14 protein-coding genes, 2 tRNA genes, 1 rRNA gene and 1 pseudogene (1 of these 18 only partly in view) are annotated in these 17,878 nt (G+C 42.8%); 13 read left to right on the top strand and 5 right to left on the bottom strand.

All coding sequences use genetic code 11. From position 1 onward, the window contains the following. Together A3H37_02415 and A3H37_02420 are read left to right on the top strand one after the other, a co-directional pair. A pseudogene (locus A3H37_02415) lies at window positions 1-591 on the top strand (glycosyl transferase family 1); it begins 1,582 nt to the left of the window's first position. Then, the gene (locus A3H37_02420; protein OGL49544.1) at window positions 588-1,562 is read left to right on the top strand and encodes a glycosidase; all 975 of its coding nucleotides are present in this window, start codon (window positions 588-590) and stop codon (window positions 1,560-1,562) included. The pseudogene A3H37_02415 and the gene A3H37_02420 overlap by 4 nt, the downstream one beginning before the upstream one ends. 870 nt (window positions 1,563-2,432) lie before the next feature. On the opposite strand, the gene A3H37_02425 is transcribed toward A3H37_02420, so the two are convergent. Further along, on the bottom strand, window positions 2,433-3,047 hold the full coding sequence (locus tag A3H37_02425; protein OGL49545.1) for a hypothetical protein: 615 nt from the start codon (window positions 3,045-3,047) through the stop codon (window positions 2,433-2,435). Window positions 3,048-3,753: 706 nt separating this feature from the next. Here A3H37_02425 and A3H37_02430 point away from each other — a divergent pair. After that, entirely contained in the window at window positions 3,754-4,200 is a 447-nt protein-coding gene (locus A3H37_02430; GenBank protein ID OGL49546.1) for a hypothetical protein, read from the top strand. On the opposite strand, the gene A3H37_02435 is transcribed toward A3H37_02430, so the two are convergent. The 4 genes from A3H37_02435 to A3H37_02450 all read right to left on the bottom strand — a co-directional run bounded on the left by A3H37_02435 (window position 4,141) and on the right by A3H37_02450 (window position 7,711). Continuing rightward, on the bottom strand, window positions 4,141-5,805 hold the full coding sequence (locus A3H37_02435; GenBank protein ID OGL49547.1) for a hypothetical protein: 1,665 nt from the start codon (window positions 5,803-5,805) through the stop codon (window positions 4,141-4,143). The two genes, A3H37_02430 and A3H37_02435, sit on opposite strands and share 60 nt — an antisense overlap. Continuing rightward, window positions 5,802-6,470: a hypothetical protein gene (locus tag A3H37_02440; GenBank protein ID OGL49548.1), complete on the bottom strand. Its 669-nt coding sequence runs from the start codon at window positions 6,468-6,470 to the stop codon at window positions 5,802-5,804. The genes A3H37_02435 and A3H37_02440 overlap by 4 nt, the downstream gene beginning before the upstream one ends. Window positions 6,471-7,157: 687 nt before the next feature. Continuing rightward, window positions 7,158-7,409, bottom strand: coding sequence for a hypothetical protein (locus tag A3H37_02445; GenBank protein ID OGL49549.1), 252 nt, complete (start codon window positions 7,407-7,409; stop codon window positions 7,158-7,160). A gap of 77 nt (window positions 7,410-7,486) precedes the next feature. Next, on the bottom strand, window positions 7,487-7,711 hold the full coding sequence (locus A3H37_02450) for a hypothetical protein (protein OGL49550.1): 225 nt from the start codon (window positions 7,709-7,711) through the stop codon (window positions 7,487-7,489). Window positions 7,712-7,723: 12 nt separating this feature from the next. Between A3H37_02450 and A3H37_02455 the strand changes: the two genes are divergently transcribed. From A3H37_02455 to A3H37_02500, 10 genes are all read left to right on the top strand, one after another. After that, on the top strand, window positions 7,724-8,056 hold the full coding sequence (locus tag A3H37_02455) for a hypothetical protein (GenBank protein ID OGL49551.1): 333 nt from the start codon (window positions 7,724-7,726) through the stop codon (window positions 8,054-8,056). Continuing rightward, the gene (locus tag A3H37_02460; protein OGL49552.1) at window positions 8,053-9,714 is read left to right on the top strand and encodes a peptide-binding protein; all 1,662 of its coding nucleotides are present in this window, start codon (window positions 8,053-8,055) and stop codon (window positions 9,712-9,714) included. The genes A3H37_02455 and A3H37_02460 overlap by 4 nt, the downstream gene beginning before the upstream one ends. A gap of 14 nt (window positions 9,715-9,728) precedes the next feature. After that, window positions 9,729-10,703, top strand: a complete 975-nt coding sequence (locus A3H37_02465) for a diguanylate cyclase (GenBank protein ID OGL49553.1) — start codon at window positions 9,729-9,731, stop codon at window positions 10,701-10,703. A gap of 175 nt (window positions 10,704-10,878) precedes the next feature. Beyond that, on the top strand, window positions 10,879-11,736 hold the full coding sequence (locus A3H37_02470; GenBank protein OGL49554.1) for a peptide ABC transporter permease: 858 nt from the start codon (window positions 10,879-10,881) through the stop codon (window positions 11,734-11,736). Window positions 11,737-11,836: 100 nt separating this feature from the next. Continuing rightward, window positions 11,837-14,020, top strand: a complete 2,184-nt coding sequence (locus tag A3H37_02475) for a hypothetical protein (GenBank protein ID OGL49555.1) — start codon at window positions 11,837-11,839, stop codon at window positions 14,018-14,020. Continuing rightward, entirely contained in the window at window positions 13,996-14,781 is a 786-nt protein-coding gene (locus A3H37_02480; protein OGL49556.1) for a hypothetical protein, read from the top strand. The genes A3H37_02475 and A3H37_02480 overlap by 25 nt, the downstream gene beginning before the upstream one ends. Continuing rightward, the gene (locus A3H37_02485; protein OGL49557.1) at window positions 14,759-15,286 is read left to right on the top strand and encodes a hypothetical protein; all 528 of its coding nucleotides are present in this window, start codon (window positions 14,759-14,761) and stop codon (window positions 15,284-15,286) included. The genes A3H37_02480 and A3H37_02485 overlap by 23 nt, the downstream gene beginning before the upstream one ends. 563 nt (window positions 15,287-15,849) lie before the next feature. Then, window positions 15,850-17,433: ribosomal RNA gene (locus A3H37_02490) — 16S ribosomal RNA — on the top strand. A gap of 195 nt (window positions 17,434-17,628) precedes the next feature. Beyond that, window positions 17,629-17,702 (top strand) — tRNA-Ile (locus A3H37_02495). A gap of 89 nt (window positions 17,703-17,791) precedes the next feature. Then, window positions 17,792-17,864 (top strand) — tRNA-Ala (locus A3H37_02500). The last annotated feature ends 14 nt before the right edge of the window (window positions 17,865-17,878 follow it).

Raw genomic sequence — 17,878 nt, forward strand, 5'->3', positions numbered from 1 at the left:
CGCAGAGCCAGCCAGGTCCGGGAGGAATTGGCCGGTCGGCTGCTGACATTGTATCAAAGCCACCGCTCGGACGAGTGGCGTTGGTATGAAGACAGGTTGGCCTATTGCAACGCCGCGTTACCACATGCCTTGCTCATGTGTGGCCAGTGGATACCGAATAACGCCATGACCGAAGCCGGACTAGAGGCGCTCTGTTGGCTGACCGATTTGCAGCGCGCTGACGCAGGTGGGGGTCATTTTATCCCTATCGGCTCCAACGGTTTTTATCAGCGGGGCGGTGAGCGCGCTCGCTTTGATCAACAGCCGGTGGAGGCGCAAGCCATGGTCTCGGCCTGCCTCGAAGCCTACCGGATCACAGGCGACAAGAGCTGGCGCAAGGAAGCCCGCCGCGCCTTTGAGTGGTTCCTCGGACGGAACGACCTGAATCTGCCCCTCTATGACCCGACGACGGGCGGCTGCCGGGACGGTCTGCATCCCGACCGGCCAAATGAGAATCAGGGAGCGGAATCAACGCTGGCCTTTCTCCAGTCCTTGCTGGAACTGCGGCTGGCTGAGAATATTCTTATATCTATGGAGGCCCGAACCCAATGAACAACAAACATCCTGAACTTTTTCACCGTCATAAGCTCAATCCCATCTTGACCGCCGCCAACTGGCCCTATCCGGTTAATAGTGTGTTTAACCCTGGCGCTACGTTGTTGCCCGATGGGACAACCCTGCTCTTGTGCCGTGTGGAAGATCGGCGCGGGCATTCCCATTTGAGTGCGGCCCGCTCTGCCAATGGCATAGACGACTGGAAGATCGATTCCCGTCCCACCCTACTGGCCGATCCGGAGCATTTTCCTGAAGAGCTGTGGGGCATTGAGGACCCACGTATCACCTACGTTCCCGAATTAAACAAGTATGCCATCGTTTACACCGCCTACACCAGCAGCGGCCCGGGCATAGCCCTGGCGCTTACGGAAGATTTCCACACCTTTGAGCGTTATGGGATGATCATGCCACCGGAAGATAAAGATGCGGCCCTGTTTCCGCATCGGATTGGCGGCTATTGGGTTTTGGTCCATCGCCCGGTCAGTTATCACGGCGCGCACATGTGGATGTCCTATTCGCCCGACCTGCGACACTGGGGCAGTCACAAGCTGATGCTGGAAGCCCGGCGGGGTGCGTGGTGGGACGCGAACAAAATTGGCCTCTCGCCTCCGCCCATCGAAACTGCGCAGGGGTGGCTGGTGATTTACCACGGTGTGCGACAGACCGCGGCTGGCGCCCTTTACCGGCTGGGACTGGCGCTGTTTGATTTGCAGACACCGGAGCATTGCCTGAAACGCGGCAACGAGTGGGTCTTCGGCCCGGAAGAACGCTACGAGCAGCGCGGGGATGTGAGCAACGTCGTCTTTCCGTGCGGCTACACAATTGCTCCTAATGGCGATACTATCCACCTGTATTATGGCGTGGCGGATACGAATATTGCCCTGGCCACCGGCAGTATTCACGCCATTCTGGAATGGCTTGATCGCCAGCCGCCATCGGACCGCCGGCAGCGCCAGACTGTGTCATAACCCCAATTTTGGTAGGCGTAGGCTTCCTGCCTGTTGGCAGACAGGTAGCCTGCGGTAAAAATATATTGTAATTATAAGGAGTTTCGCAACCTAAAGGTTGCGGCTACCAGTCATCTTGGCAATTATGACACAGTCTCCTTGCGGGACCTGCCTACCGCAGGTAGGCGAGAAGCAGAGTGACGAAGCAATCTCAAAAAGTCAATCTCTTCTGATAGGATTGGATTCAGCGAAGAATTCGAAGGGTGGTTGTATTTCTAATTTTTAAAAATCTCCGTGATCTTTCCCAAATCTCTGTAATCAATTCACCAAATTTTCTTGACAATGTAGTTTGTGGTGGTAGTTTTAAAAGCATAAAAACCTATCTTTCCTTTAAGGAGTTATTACTATGGGGTAGTAACTGCTACTAAAAATGTTCGGGCTTTAAATCGCATTCATTTAATAAACTCAGTAAACATCAAGTTAGGGTATCCTATACTTGAAATCAGAAGTCCGATGGAGGTGGTTTATGAAGGCTAAAAAGTTTGATGCTATAGAAATGAAGCGTAGATTGCAAAAAGAAGCTGAACATAAGTTATCTAAATTGTCAGAACAAAAACAGCTTGAGTTTTTAGCTAAAAAATTTGGATACTTAAGAAAACAAAAGAAGGTGGTACATCTCGCCTAAAAAAATGGGGAATCATTGTGTAATAGGGGACAGCCTACCGTCCCCTATTTTGTATTTTACCAATTTATAGGATTTTAGACACCAAATGGACACTATAGTGAGACAAGAGGGGGGAATTCAGAAAAAACCACTGAGAATAAAAAAGGGGAAAAGGATTAAACCTCTTCCCTTTTTTAGGTTCTTTTAGATTATAAAAATATAAAATATTAATTTTGTGGAGAATATTTACCAAAACCAGAAGAATAGGGACTTACATACATAATCCCATGGCTGCCTTCTCCTGTGTCCTGTAAAACTTGCTGTACAATAGCAAATTCTTCAAAAATAACTTCTCCGATTTCTGTACCATCTGCACTATACCATACACCACCTGCTTTAGTAGCATTCGCTGGAGCAGCAACAATTTTTACAAAATATTCCCATTTCTGTTTTTTACCTTGGGTATCAATATAGGTTTCCTTCTGATGGTTTGTCAACCATGCTCCTGAACCTATATAGGAGGCATAACCGTAGTGTCTATCAAGTTTTCCATCGCCATTACAATCCTGATTGCTAAGCCATGTATCGTTCCATTTCATAGTAAGTTCAATGTTCTTGTAAGGCTCGCACCAGAGTGCTGAATTGTCAAAAGCATCGCAGTATTCACCGTTGAAAATACGAGCTTGGTAATTATATCCCTTTACATTGAAGCCTGTTTGGATGACACTACCATCGCTTGCTAAGAGTGTTCCGCTCTGAATCGCAGTACACTCAGCAAATGCCATGCTCGCAAGAGGTATTGATGCGAGTATAAGTAAAAAAAATTGTAATATCTTTTTCATTTTTTCTCCTTTCAGCAATTTTATGTTTCAACATCTTGAAACTGTTTCAATTTAGACCTTCAAAAATGCTTTCGTTTTATTATTATGCAATAATTATGCCAGAAAACCTCTTTTTAAAAATAATTATGTAATTACTTGATTTATAAAGGAATATTTTTCTAAAAGAGGAAACTGTTTTAAAAAAATCTATATATTAATTTTTAAAAACTGTCCAAAAATTCGACACTTTTTTGGTATTTTTTTTAATATTTTTAAATATTAACAAGAAATATTATTTATTATCAATAAATTAACCTATAATTTTTTTATATTTTTCTTCAAAAAACTGTTCAAGTTTCAGACACTTTTTCAAAATCCCCCTCACCCTCCTCTCTTCGAGACTGTGTCATAACCCTCTTTTGTCATTGCGAGCGACTGAAGGGAGCGTGGCAATCCGACGAAGTCGTTGCGAGCGATAGCGAAGCAATCTAAATCCTAATTAAAAATTTAGAAATCTCTGTAATCTTTTTCAAATCTCTGTAATCAAGTCACTAAATTTTCTTGACAATATAGTTTGTGGTGGTAGCTTTAAAAACATAAAATTATATAATTTTTTAAAGACCGACTTACCTACCTACCGCAGGCAGGGATAGGTATTGCAAAAATTGCAATATTTGTCAGATTATTTAGGCCGTATAATACATGTTGGGGCAAGGAGGGTATGCGGATGAAAATTCAGGAATACATCTCAAAGGAGGAGGTCAAACGCGTCTGTCGGGAACTGGGCCTCCAAGACTGGTCTGTTCTAAAGGAACCAGGCATTCCCACTGAGGAAGCGGAAGCGGTTCTTAGCGCGCTTGATGTTCCTACGATGAAGATAGACTCTTCTATCTTCAAAGCGGGGCTTGAAATAGAGTTGGAGCATGGTACCCGCTATCCCGAGGCCAATGTCACGAACAACCACCCCCTCATCACGGGTCGAATCGTCGTGGCTCATCTTAAGGAGTCGATGGACTACTACCTTAGACTTGCTGTTGCGGAGGCTGAGGGCGATTTGTTTTCCGCCATTCTTGCTGGAGACGGCAAACGAGCCGTTAGAAAGATCCACACCCTCTCAGAAGCTCGTGCCGAAGTAGCTCAGTCGGAGCAAACGCAGCTTAAAAACATGCCCTAACCAACGCATTGAGCCTACTCGAAACCCGCTCCGAGTTTCCTCTACTCGTCTTGTACCAGTCGTCTTACGACGCATAATCGAGCAACCTTTCGTCTGTAAAACTGTCACATAGTCCTCACGAAGAATAGCATCAAGCTCGGAAAACTCATCTGAACATCCTGCTCCGTGAGGGCGCCATGATTCAAACTTCAGCACAAGACTCGGCTTGTCGTCTCTAAATTGCGAAATAAGTTCCTTTCGCAAATCCAATATGTATTGAGTGGAGGTATGGTGATAAAAATGAAAATCATATATGAACCGTCCATAGAGAGGACGACGGATTTTGTAGAGAGCATGAATTGCTCCCGAGGTCACATCAAGGGGCATGATGGTATCTGAGAGAGTCGCATTTTTTTGAAGATACGAGGAAACGAGGCTTACGTGACCTTTTTTGACCTCATGCGTCTTTCCTTCTCTCCATATCAAGAACTCCTGGCCAAGGCTTGCGAAGGGTAGACTTGTCGCTATGGCCACACAAAGAATGGCCGCCCGCCAACGCGACTCGCTGTAATGATGCAAAAGGCCTCGACTGAGTGTCATCCCAGCACACAAAGATACGCAGTAGTAAAGTGGAAACTTGTGGTAAGGCCAGAATTTGCCACCGATAAAAACATAGAGAAGGGCGCAGAGTACAAGTGCAAACAGAATCGCATTTTGTGTGCGCAGGCGTCTATCTGTCATTCTGCTGCCCCATGATACACCCAGACATGCCACGATAGAGAAGGGGCAAAGCAGAAGGGGGATCATCTCTACTCTATACCGTTTCAAGAGCTGAACAACGCCGGCTGAACGGACCATTCCGCTACCGTCAATCTCGGCATACAGCGGGTAGTAGTGGCGTGCCATGTCAAGAAAGGCCGCAAGAGCATGATTGTAGGATAGCCACCCAGCAACCAGAAGTATAGGCAAGAGCATCCCAGAGAATACCAAGATAGCGGTCTTCAGCAGCCTCAACAGGAAGCGCCTTCGTTCTATGCTTGTGTCGCAACCGGTGAAACATGCGGCCTTGACCATGAGGGGAACCCAGCACAGTATCATGGGGGGCTTAATGGTCAGCACAACCCCCGCGAGGATGCCGCAGAGGAACAGGGAATACCATCTCGGAGCATCGGAACTGTTCGTTCTGAACACCAGAGCGATGGACATGGCTAGTGGCAACACGCATAGGTACTCGCGCTGGAGCGCGAGAATTGCACCTCCTGACAGATAGGCGGCTGCGAAACAGGCCGTAGCTAGAATCCCAGATTTCAACCCATGACGACTCAGTGCCAAACACGTGAACACTCCAATAGCGACCAAGACGCTCAAGTCCAGGATCCTGCAAGCAAATGATGCGCCTGCAGTGATCTGATGAATGGCGCTGTACAGCAGCATCGTTCCTGGTGGATTAATATCGAAGAAGTCACGATATGGAACCAAACCCGCGTCATGAACCAGAAAGCCTTCGTAGAGCATGATCGGGAGATCATGAACGACTGGCCAGCGGAGACTCAGGACAAACAAAAGAAGGGCGAATGTTACTGCCATACATATAGCAACAGTCGAAAAGTGGGTTTTTTTCATCATCTCATGCCCATACCTTTTCTGCATACATAGAGCACATGGGGATATGGAAGAATGTCTAGAAGGGCATGGATCTTAACATCAAATCCCACACTTTCAAGTAGGTTTTGCATGCTGACTGTATCAACATAGCAGGGAGGCTGCCGAGGATTCATGAGAATGTCGAGAATCCATGTAAAAGCCACTTTCCATCGCGGTAAAGCGGCGATGTCTTTGAGAATGAGGACCCCACCTGGGGCAAGATGCTGAAATATGATGTCTAGTAATGGCCTATGCCTTTCCTTCGGGAGGTGGTGGATAAGGTCGAGCATGTACGCTGCATCACACGACACCGATTGAGCGATCAACGTTTCGGCTGTGCGATTCTCGAAGGAGACACGCGTAGACAGATTGAGCACTTCGGATGTTGAACGTGCCGCGTCGATGCGGAGACGGTTGACATCTATGGAGACGAAACGTCGGCCAGGCGAAAGCAAGGCATAATACAGCGTGAAGAGCCCAAAGCCACACCCGATATCTAGAATACGACCATTAAGGGGAAGATACTGACCAATCTCCTCCAGTATTCGCATGTTCATGATCTGGAAACGCAGCGTGCAGTACGTTCTGATGACCCAACTGTTATATGCGCGGATGACCTGCGCTTTTATCGAATCGTGTTTTGTCATGTGTGTCTGTCCACCTTGGTCAACTTGAAGGCTGAGCGATTCGATTGTACCTCATGCATCACGCACGTTTGGTGGCATCGAGGGCCCTGTTTGCCCACCGCCGCTTTGGGTTTTGCACTTGTTCGTCTGGGACCTGTCAACTCAAATACTCTTTAGTGTAAAGTGTTTGCGCCCCATGATCTACCCCAGATCACGACATGTTCGGGGGGCCTGCGGCAGATCCCGGTGCCAAGACTGTAAGCCGGATCTAACAGGTCCCGTCCGTCGAACATTAATTTTTATACTTATTATCACTACTGTCCAAATGTTATTTAAAAAAATATCACATAATTATTTGAAATACAAGGATTAAATGAGCAAAAAAACATTTTTCGATTTGAAATTCAATAGCTACCATGATTCATCATATAATTTTCCTCCAAACCTTTTAAGGAGGAAAGAAGATGAATTCTGGAAAGACTGTATTTGCTCAACTACTTCAGTTTCTACCAAGCTACGAGTTCAACAAATGTGTTATTCGATATCAAGGGAATTACAAGGTTCAAACCTTTTCGTGTTGGGATCAGTTTTTATGCATGTCCTTTGCCCAATTGACATATCGGGAAAGCCTGCGGGACATCGAAACCTGCCTGAACTCTCATCGTCAAAAGCTTTATCATATTGGTTTTCATGGTCAAGTATCCAAGTCTACTCTGACTTATCTGCCTGTGCGTTGCACGCAGACAGGTGCCAACGAAACTCGAGACTTCCGCATCTATCAAGACTTGTGGAAAAAAGACCACCTTCTGCGCCACGTTTATAGAAGCCTTGTCCAATCTGCTGTTCCTGGTATATGACAGGGTTCTTTTTTACTGGGAATCGGTACTCTTGGACTGGAACGAAGCTTTTGCGAACAATGAAAATTACCGCATTAGAAAAGACACGATTAACAGGGAGCATTGCAGCAATACGAAATCCTGCTTCATGAAGTTTCTTTCTGACCTCTTCACATCAGCTAGCGGGTTTTACCCCGCTTCCTATAGTATGACGGATAAAAGCATTAAGAGGATTGCTGACCTTCCACTTAACATAAAAAGGGGACGGTTCTCTTTATTCTTTGAAAAATAAAAAATTAAGAAAAAGAGAACCGTCCCCTTTTTGTAATTCCTTGACAATGCACTCTGAATTCCTTTAAAAATAGACAAGAGATAAGGTATTATATTATTAATTTTATTAGCTATATTAGGTTTTAATATTAACATTCCCTCCTTATAATGATAAAAAAAGTTAAAAAGATAAATAATAGTCTGGGAAGCGGAAGATTTAAACTCACAATATATCTGGTAGTTTTTTATTTTGTTTTTCTTGCTTTGAATTTTGTTTTCGGGGACAAGGGATATTTCAGGATGAAGGAACTAAATACAAAGAAAGAAGAATTGATTGCTGAGATGGAAAAAGTTAGCCAGGAAAATGAGCAGTTAAGCAATGAGTTGATAGCTGCAAAAAACAGTCAGTTTTGGATTGAGAAGGTTGCAAGGGAAGAACTTGACATGGTCAAAGACGGGGAAATTGTTTTTAAGTTTTATGAGAAAGAGGGTGGAAGGTGAGGGGGTTTGTAAGGGTTTTATTTGGAATAATTTTGATACTGATTTTTGCTTTTGGTTGTTCACAGAAGAAGGCTAAAGAGGAAGGAGAAAAGGAGAGAGGGAAAACAATTTCAGCATCAGCAGGAGAGCCTGCTTATGGTGATACGATTATTGAAGGAAGCATTGGAGATGCCTCAAATCTTATTCCCCACATTTCATCAGACAGCGCCTCACACGAAATAACAGACCTTGTTTATAACGGACTGGTGAGATATAATAAAGACCTTGTCATAGAGGGTGTTCTTGCGGATAGCTGGGATATCTCAGAAGACGGGCTCACCATTACATTCCATCTCCGCAAAGACGTGAAATGGCACGATGGTGTGCCTTTTACGGCTGATGATGTGATGTTTACATACAAGACAATGATAGACCCAAAGACACCGACTGCTTACAGCGGGGATTTCCTTCTGGTAAAAAAAGCTGAGGTTGTAGATAAACACACTTTCAGGGTAACTTACAACAAACCCTTTGCTCCTGCCCTTATAAGCTGGTCAATAGGGATTCTGCCAAGCCACCTCTTAGCAGGAAAGGATATTACTAAAAGCAGTTTGGCAAGAAGTCCGATTGGCACAGGACCGTATAAATTCAAGGAGTGGAAAACAGGGGAAAAGATAGTTCTTGAGTCAAACCGCTATTATTTTGAAGGAAGGCCTTATATTGATAAATATGTATATAGAATTATACCTGATAGCGCAACAATGTTTCTTGAGCTTAAAGCAGGAGGCATAGACTGGATGGGGCTAACTCCTCTCCAGCATAAGAGGCAGACTGATGATTCAAAAATAAAGAAAAATTTTAATAAGTTCAAGTACCTCTCTTTCAGTTATACTTATCTTGGTTTTAATCTTCTTGACCAGAAATTTAAAGATAAAAGGATAAGAGAGGCAATAAACTATACGATTGACAAGCAGGAACTGATTGATGGTGTTTTAATGGGGCTTGGAGTAGTGGCTGACGGACCATACAAGCCTGATATGTGGGCATATAGCCAGAATGTTAAGAAATATCCATACAATTCTGAAAAGGCAAGGGAACTTTTAAAAGAAGCTGGATGGGTTGATAAGGACAGAGACGGAATACTTGAAAAGGGCGGGAAAAAGTTTGAATTTACAATTTTGACTAATCAGGGAAATGATATGAGGAAAAAGACTGCTGAGATAATTCAAAGACGGCTGAAAGATGTTGGCATTTCAGTTAAAATAAGGATTGTTGAATGGGCGGCTTTTTTAAAGGAATTTGTTCATACAAAAAAATTTGAAGCCCTGATTTTAGGCTGGAACATACCTCAGGACCCGGATTTATATGATGTATGGCACTCAAGCAAAACCGGTCCGGATGAATTAAACCATATCTCATTTAAAAATGCAGAGGTTGATAGGCTTCTAATAAAGGCAAGAGAGACATTCAGCCAGGAAGAAAGAAAAAACTATTATTTTAAAATCCAGGAGATACTTGCTGAAGAACAGCCCTATGTCTTCTTATACATTCCAGAAGCATTACCTATTATACATTCAAGATTCAGAGGTATCAAACCTGCCCCGGCTGGTATTACTTATAATTTTATCAAATGGTATGTTCCAAGGTCTGATCAGAAATATGTTGAAACTGCACAATAAATAGGGTTTTTATAGTGTTTTCATATCTTCTGCAAAGACTTCTGATGATGTTTCCCCTGCTAATAGGTATTACATTAATCTCGTTCATAGTAATTCATCTTGCACCGGGCGAGCCTACTGACCTTCAAACCCAGTTTAACCCTAAAGCCTCAAGTCTCGCAAAGCAGAGGCTTAGAGAGATTTACGGGCTTGATAAGCCGTTGCATGTTCAGTATTTGATGTGGCTGAAGCGGATTGTTTTGCTTGATTTTGGAAGGTCATTCTCGCCGGATAACAGGAAAGTACTGGATAAGATAAAGGAAAGAATACCAATAACAATAACAATTAATATTTTGTCTTTGTTTATTATCTTCTGTATTTCAATCCCCATAGGAGTCCTGTCTGCAAGATTTCAGTATTCATTCTTTGATAAGGTTATAACGCTTTTTGTTTTTGCAGGGTTTGCAATTCCTACATTCTGGCTTGCTCTTCTTCTTATGATTTTCTTCGGGGTTAATATGGGATGGCTTCCGATATCGGGGCTTCATTCTATGAATTACCAGGAACTTTCTCTTTTAGAAAAATTTTTTGATATGGCAAAACATCTTATTATGCCATTGTTTGTTGCCACATTTGGGGATCTGGCAAGCCTGTCAAGATATGCAAGGTCCAATATGCTTGAGGTTATCAGGCAGGATTATATTACCACTGCCCGCTCCAAAGGGCTTTCTGAAACAAAGGTCATTGGAAAACATGCGCTCAGGAATGCCCTTCTTCCTGTTGTAACAATACTTGGATTTTCAATACCCGGACTAATAGGAGGGAGTGTTATATTTGAAACAATTTTTGCGATACCTGGGATGGGTCAGCTTTTTTATATGAGCGTAATGGCAAGGGATTATCCTGTGATAATGGGCATACTTGTAATAGGTGCTGTTCTGACAATGATTGGGAACCTTGTGGCTGATATCTCATATGCGGTTGCTGACCCGAGGATAAGGCTGGGATGAGGGAGTGATTAGACTCTTTAATGTCAAAGGATAAAGCTCAAAGTTCAAATAAAAAAGTTAATGATGGTAGAGCGGGGTCTCCAGACCCCGCTGGAAGTTAGGGTCAGGAGACCCTAACCTACCCATCTTGTTTATAATACTCTGAATCGAAACTATTCAGTTTCATAAAGAAGGTATGGCAATGGGAAAAGAGACTTTCTGGATAATCTTCTGGAGAAATTTTAGAAGAAATAAGCTTGCGATAGCAGGAGGGATTATTGTCATTACTTTATTCCTGGTTTCTATATTTGCGCCGTTTATCTCTTCTTCTGACCCTGGTAAAATAGAGGTAAAAGAGATTCTGATGCCTCCAAGTTCAGAACATATTTTTGGGACAGATGAGCTTGGAAGGGATGTTTTCAGCCGTGTAGTTTATGGTTCACGAATTTCACTTAAAGTGGGATTTGTAGCAGTCGGCATAGCAACAGTTATTGGGATTATCGTTGGTTTGATTTCAGGATATTATGGAGACTTAATAGATGGCGTAATGATGAGATTTGTTGATATTATGCTTTGTTTCCCGACATTTTTTTTAATTCTTGCTGTTATAGCAATACTGGAGCCAAGTATTTATAACATAATGATTGTCATAGGTATAACAGGATGGATGGGCGTTGCAAGGCTTATCAGGGCAGAGGTGCTGAGCCTGAAGGGCAGGGAGTTTATTCTTGCTTCCAAATCTGTCGGAGCGGGTGATTTTGTTATAATAATAAGGCATATACTCCCAAATGCTATGGCTCCTGTGCTTGTTGCCGCAACACTCGGAGTTGCAGGAGCAATACTGACTGAATCTGCTTTGAGCTTTCTTGGTATCGGGGTTCAGCCTCCCACACCGAGCTGGGGAAATATCCTGACTTCAGGAAAAGATAATATAGAAATTGCCTGGTGGCTTTCCCTGTTTCCGGGACTTGCAATCCTGATAACGGTCCTCGGATATAATCTTTTAGGAGAAGGCATAAGGGATGCAACAGACCCGAGGCTGAGAGGAAGATGAATTGAAGTTTATCTGAAATCTGGTATTTCTGATTTTTGCCTGGCAAAATTTACAGGTAAATATAGTTTGTCAAGACAGGAAAGGAAGAAAAGATAAAGATATGATTTATCCGGAGCGCATTCAGGGTACAGACGGGATAAGGGGAAGGGTTTTGAAATCTTCAGAACCTGAGGTGTCAGGATTATCTCCATTGGAGATTTTTTTAGAGAAGGGAATAATCACTGAGCAATTTATTGAATTATATACTTACTGTTTTGTGCTGCTTTTAATGAAAAAGAAAATTGCAAAAAAAGGAGAAGAGATTGCTGTCGGGTGGGATCCAAGAGATAAAGGGGGGATTTTTACAGGTGCGGCTATAAGAGGAATCAGGAAGGCTGGCGGTTGTGCAGTGAGACTTGGGATAATCCCAACCCCTGCGCTTCCGGTATATATGACATACAGGGGCATTGATGCCGGAGTAATGATAACAGCATCTCATAATCCTTCTGACCAGAACGGTATAAAGCTATTTCTTTGCCCGCCGGGCATTAAATTTTTTCCTGCAGATGATAAGCTTTTGACAGATGCGATTATTAAAACTGATTATAAGAACATAAAATCCAAAAAGTTATCAGGGGGGCTTAAAGACAGTCACAATGAATGCATCAGTGTGTTTCTGGATTTTATCTGTGACCCGAGAAATTCATGGGTTGAAAATAAAGAATTGCTGAAAAATGGAATTTTGATTGTTGATTCTGCGAATGGGTCTTATTCTGAAATTGCTTCAGTTATATTTAAAAGACTCGGGTTCAGGAAAGTGATTGAAGTTGGCAATGATTTTAAAGGAATGGTTAATCAGAACTGCGGGGTTTCTGACCTTGATGGAATATCAAGAATTTTACCTTCAATGGTTTTTAAAGATGAATGTGGCGGGTTTCCAAAATTTGCTGAGAATTTTACTCTGAAAAAAATTTTCAGGACAGGAAGGAATTGCCGTGCCAAAATCTTAAAAAATGAGGCTTTTGTTTCAGGAGCAGTTTTTGATGCTGACGGAGACAGATTCTTCATGCTCGAATATGATGCTTTGAAAGACGAGGTCCTTGTTTTGACAGGTGATGATACGGCATTTATTCAGGGGAAATATCTTATAAAAGAGAGGCACTCTGATTTTAAAGATTCATATTACACGAATACTGTTGAGAGTGATATTCAGGCGTCTTTCTGCGCCAGAGAGTTGGGTTTCAGAATAGAAACAACAGGGGTTGGGGATAAATGGATTTTAGCAAATTCAATGACAGAAATTTTAAATTCATTTGTCAGGTTTATTTTAAAGAAAAATGTCAAAAACAAAAACAAGATGGATGAGATTAGAAATACTGCTGCACAGATAAGAAATTTAAACTCAATAAGTGCGTTTAAAGTGGCTGATGCTTTTGAAAATATAAACTCATTCAGGAAAATTTTGGGAGAAGATGAATTCAGAGAATGGATTAAAGAGATTCCTTCCTGTCACGCAGTTGGTTCTGAGGAAAGCGGGCATAATATAACAGTGGGATATTTGGAAGACTGCAAGGGAAGGCTATATCCGGTTTTTACCGGCAATGGTTTAAAAAGCGCAATTAACACATTTGTTTCTGCACTCAGTTTGTATTCAGGAGGCAGATTTAGTTATAAAAAGTATATAAGTTTTTTAAGATGCCCGTTTAAAGCGGGTATAAAAAAGAGTTTATATATCTATTATACAGATAAAAAAAGATTTTCAAACGGATGCAGGGAATGGAAGGAAGCAGGAAAAATTACAGAGAATTTAGTTGAAAAAAAATTCAGAGGCAGAATAAAGCTGAAAATCCAGATTAAGAAGGAAGAACCTGACCTTCTGTATTTTTCTTTAGTAGACCCTGATGGAAATATAAGGGGAGCTATATTTGTCAGAAACTCAGGCACTGAGGATAAAACAGGGGTTGGCATCAGGGGGAAAAGAGAGGATGAAAGAATGTTGACTGAAATTGGCGAGAAGATTGCAGGATTTTTGAGAAAAGCATTAAAGGATTATAAAAACCCTTATGCGAAACTTCAAAGGTCAATAGTTGAAAAAGTGAGTCAACACAGGAAAATAGAAAAAAGTTTGCTGCTGGGTCTTGTTTCTGAGAACACAGAAAAAACATACGGGATAATTAACAAGGTTTTAATGGAAACAGAAAAAAAGGAGGGCCTTATTAGACGGGTTATAAAAAAAGGCTCTGAAGAAGATTTTTATTCTATTACTGACAGAGGGAGGATATGGCTGGGAAAAAAAACGAATTGAACGGAGGTTATTCATATCAGGTTTCTGCAGTGATTCTTGCTGCAGGCAAAGGTACAAGGATGAAATCTGACATTCCAAAGGTTTTACACCAGGTCTGCGGGAAACCAATAATTAACTATGTAATCAGGACGGTTGAGAATCTGAGATGTAATCCTGCAGTCATTGTTGTCGGGTATCAGGAGGAGAAGGTAAGAGAGGTTTTAAACGGGAAAAAAGTGATTTTTATTTCACAGAAAGAGCAATTAGGCACCGGACATGCCGTTTTGCAGACAGAGAATGCTTTGAAGAATTATGAGAACGATGTTCTGATTCTTTGTGGAGATATGCCCCTTGTAAAACCGCAAACACTGAAAGAATTCATTGATGACCATGTGGACACAGAGTCAACGCTTTCTATAATTACAACTAATACGGAGAATCCTTCAAATTATGGGAGGGTTGTGAGAGATGATGATTTCAGGATAATTAAGATAGTAGAAGAGAAGGATGCATCGGAAGAGGAAAAAAGCATAAAGGAAATAAATACCGGGATTTACTGTGTTAACAGGAATTTCCTGTTTTCTACTCTGAGAAGATTGAAACCTGAAAACCGGCAGAATGAATATTATCTGACAGACATAATTGCAAAAGCAGTTGAAAAGGGGATTGATGTTAATTCTTTCAGAGTTAATGATGAGAGGGAATTTATGGGGATTAATACAATAGATGATTTAAAAGATGTTGAGGAGTTAATGATTCATGTCAATCAGGCTCTTAATTGATGGCTATAATCTTATAGGCGCCTATGGTTTGATGAGGAATAAAAACCTTGAAGATGAGAGAAACGGGCTGATAAAAAAACTTTGTGAATACAAAAAGATAAAAAATTATGAGATAACCGTTGTCTTTGACGGTACAGGAAACAGTAGTCCGTTTGAAGGCGGAGACAGAATGGGAGGTATCTCAATAATTTATTCAAGAATTGGTGAAAGTGCTGATGACCTGATAAAGAGAATTGTAAAAGACTCAGGAAGCGGAGAGGGTTTTATAGTTGTTACATCTGATAGAGAGATATCAGGTTTTTGCAGTGGATATAATGCAACTGTAATCTCTTCAGGTGAATTTAAAAGCAGGCTGGAGATGGCAAGTTTTTATCAGAATAAAGATTTTGATGATGATGAAGAAAATGGATATTTACCGCTCCATATAAGTACTAAAAAGAAGGGAAACCCGAGAAAGCTGTCAAAGACTGAGAGACAGAAAAAGTCTAAACTGAGAAAACTATAAGATAAATATAACGCGCCATATCCCAACAGATTTTAGCATCTGTTTAATCAGGAGAATTCCCGGATGCTTTGCGCTGAGGTATAACCAGCCTTCTTTGTCATTGACCCGAAAATTCCATTTTCATAACCCTCTGTGAGCCAAAGGCTCGTAACGATTCCCGTTCCCATTTCCGTAAGGGTAAACTCCAGTGGGAATCCAGAAAAATGAAAAGTCTGGATTCCTGTTTTCGCCTGTCTGCCGACAGGCAGGCAGGCATGACAGAGGATAAGATTATTAAAGCTTTTTGATATCTCGCAGCTCTGTGGCGGCGTAGTTTATTTTTTTTTAATATTTCTAAAATAGGGCTTGACAAAAAAATGAAATATATGTTAGAAAATCATTTCCCTAAAACAGACCATAAGTTTTAGTATGTCTTGACAAATTATAGTTAAGACTTAAAATAGTATATAGAAACTGTTCTTTGATAATTCAGTATGAGATTAACTAGCTTGGCGGTGAACAATACGAGTTTACTGGCTGACTTGTTAAAAGTAATTCAAAAATTGCCAGAAATCAGATTTTTAAAATTGGAGAGTTTGATCCTGGCTCAGAACGAACGCTGGCGGCGTGCCTAACACATGCAAGTCGAACGAGAAAGCCTGAGCAATCGGGTGAGTAAAGTGGCGGACTGGTGAGTAACACGTAGGTAATCTACCTGCAAAATGGGAATAACTCCGCGAAAGTGGGGCTAATACCGAATAACGTTCAGGAAACATAAGTTTTCTGAACCAAAGATGGCTGAATCCGTAAGGATGCTATTGTTTGCAGATGAGCCTGCGTACCATTAGCTAGTTGGTAGGGTAATAGCCTACCAAGGCAACGATGGTTAGCCGGCCTGAGAGGGCGATCGGCCACATTGGGACTGAGATACGGCCCAGACTCCTACGGGAGGCAGCAGTGGGGAATATTGCGCAATGGAGGAAACTCTGACGCAGCGACGCCGCGTGGAGGATGAAGGTTTTCGGATCGTAAACTCCTTTTAGAGGGGAAGAAAACTATCTTGTTAACAATGAGATAGCTTGACAGTACCATCAGAAAAAGCCCCGGCTAACTCCGTGCCAGCAGCCGCGGTAATACGGAGGGGGCAAGCGTTGTTCGGAATTACTGGGCGTAAAGGGCGCGTAGGTGGCGATATAAGTCAGACGTGAAATCCCTCAGCTTAACTGAGGAATTGCGTTTGAAACTGTATTGCTTGAGTACAGGAGAGGAGAGTGGAATTCCCAGTGTAGCGGTGAAATGCGTAGATATTGGGAGGAACACCGGTGGCGAAGGCGGCTCTCTGGACTGTTACTGACACTGAGGCGCGAAAGCATGGGGAGCAAACGGGATTAGATACCCCGGTAGTCCATGCTGTAAACGATGGGCACTAGGTGTGGAGGGTTTCAACCCCTTCTGTGCCGAAGCTAACGCATTAAGTGCCCCGCCTGGGGAGTACGGTCGCAAGATTAAAACTCAAAGGAATTGACGGGGGCCCGCACAAGCGGTGGAGCATGTGGTTTAATTCGACGCAACGCGAAGAACCTTACCTGGGTTTGACATCTCCCTAATTCCTGAGAAATCAGGAAGTGCCTTGCAAAAGGAGTGGGAAGACAGGTGCTGCATGGCTGTCGTCAGCTCGTGTCGTGAGATGTTGGGTTAAGTCCCGCAACGAGCGCAACCCTTACTCTTAGTTGCCAAACCCCGAAAGGGGAGGAACTCTAAGAGAACTGCCGGCGATAAGTCGGAGGAAGGTGGGGATGACGTCAAGTCCTCATGGCCTTTATATCCAGGGCTACACACGTGCTACAATGGCTGGTACAGAGGGTAGCAAACTCGCGAGAGGAAGCCAATCCCATAAAACCAGTCTCAGTTCGGATTGGAGTCTGCAACTCGACTCCATGAAGTTGGAATCGCTAGTAATCGTGGATCAGCACGCCACGGTGAATACAGTTCCCGGGCCTTGTACACACCGCCCGTCACACCACGAAAGTCAATTGTACCAGAAGTCGCTAGGCTAATCTTGAGCAATCACGAAGGCAGGTGCCTAAGGTATGATTGGTAATTGGGGTGAAGTCGTAACAAGGTAGCCGTAGGGGAACCTGCGGCTGGATCACCTCCTTTCTAAGGAGTAGAAAACAAAGCCAACAACTTTGCTTTCTCCGGTTGAATATACCCCAAGCTGGTCTATCTCATACTATTTTTTATTTATAAAGTTGTAAGAGCAAGGAAGAAGTGGCTCAACCAGTAAACTGGGCTTCAGACCTAAGAAGAATTTGAACCACAATAAAATTTTGATAAAAAACTTTACAAGGGTCAATTTGGATGGGCCTATAGCTCAGATGGTTAGAGCGCACGCCTGATAAGCGTGAGGTCAGTGGTTCAAATCCACTTAGGCCCAAAAAATTTGCACCTGCAAATTTACTTGTAGCTTGTAGCCTATAGCCATTAGCTAAGAGTAATTAGCTATAAGTGCGGCATAGCCGCCTTGGGGGTGTAGCTCAGTTGGGAGAGCGCCTGCCTTGCACGCAGGAGGTCAGCGGTTCGAACCCGCCCACCTCCAAAAAAGTACGATTG

It is taken from the genome of Candidatus Schekmanbacteria bacterium RIFCSPLOWO2_02_FULL_38_14 (assembly GCA_001790855.1).
Classification (GTDB): domain Bacteria; phylum Schekmanbacteria; class GWA2-38-11; order GWA2-38-11; family GWA2-38-11; genus 2-02-FULL-38-14-A.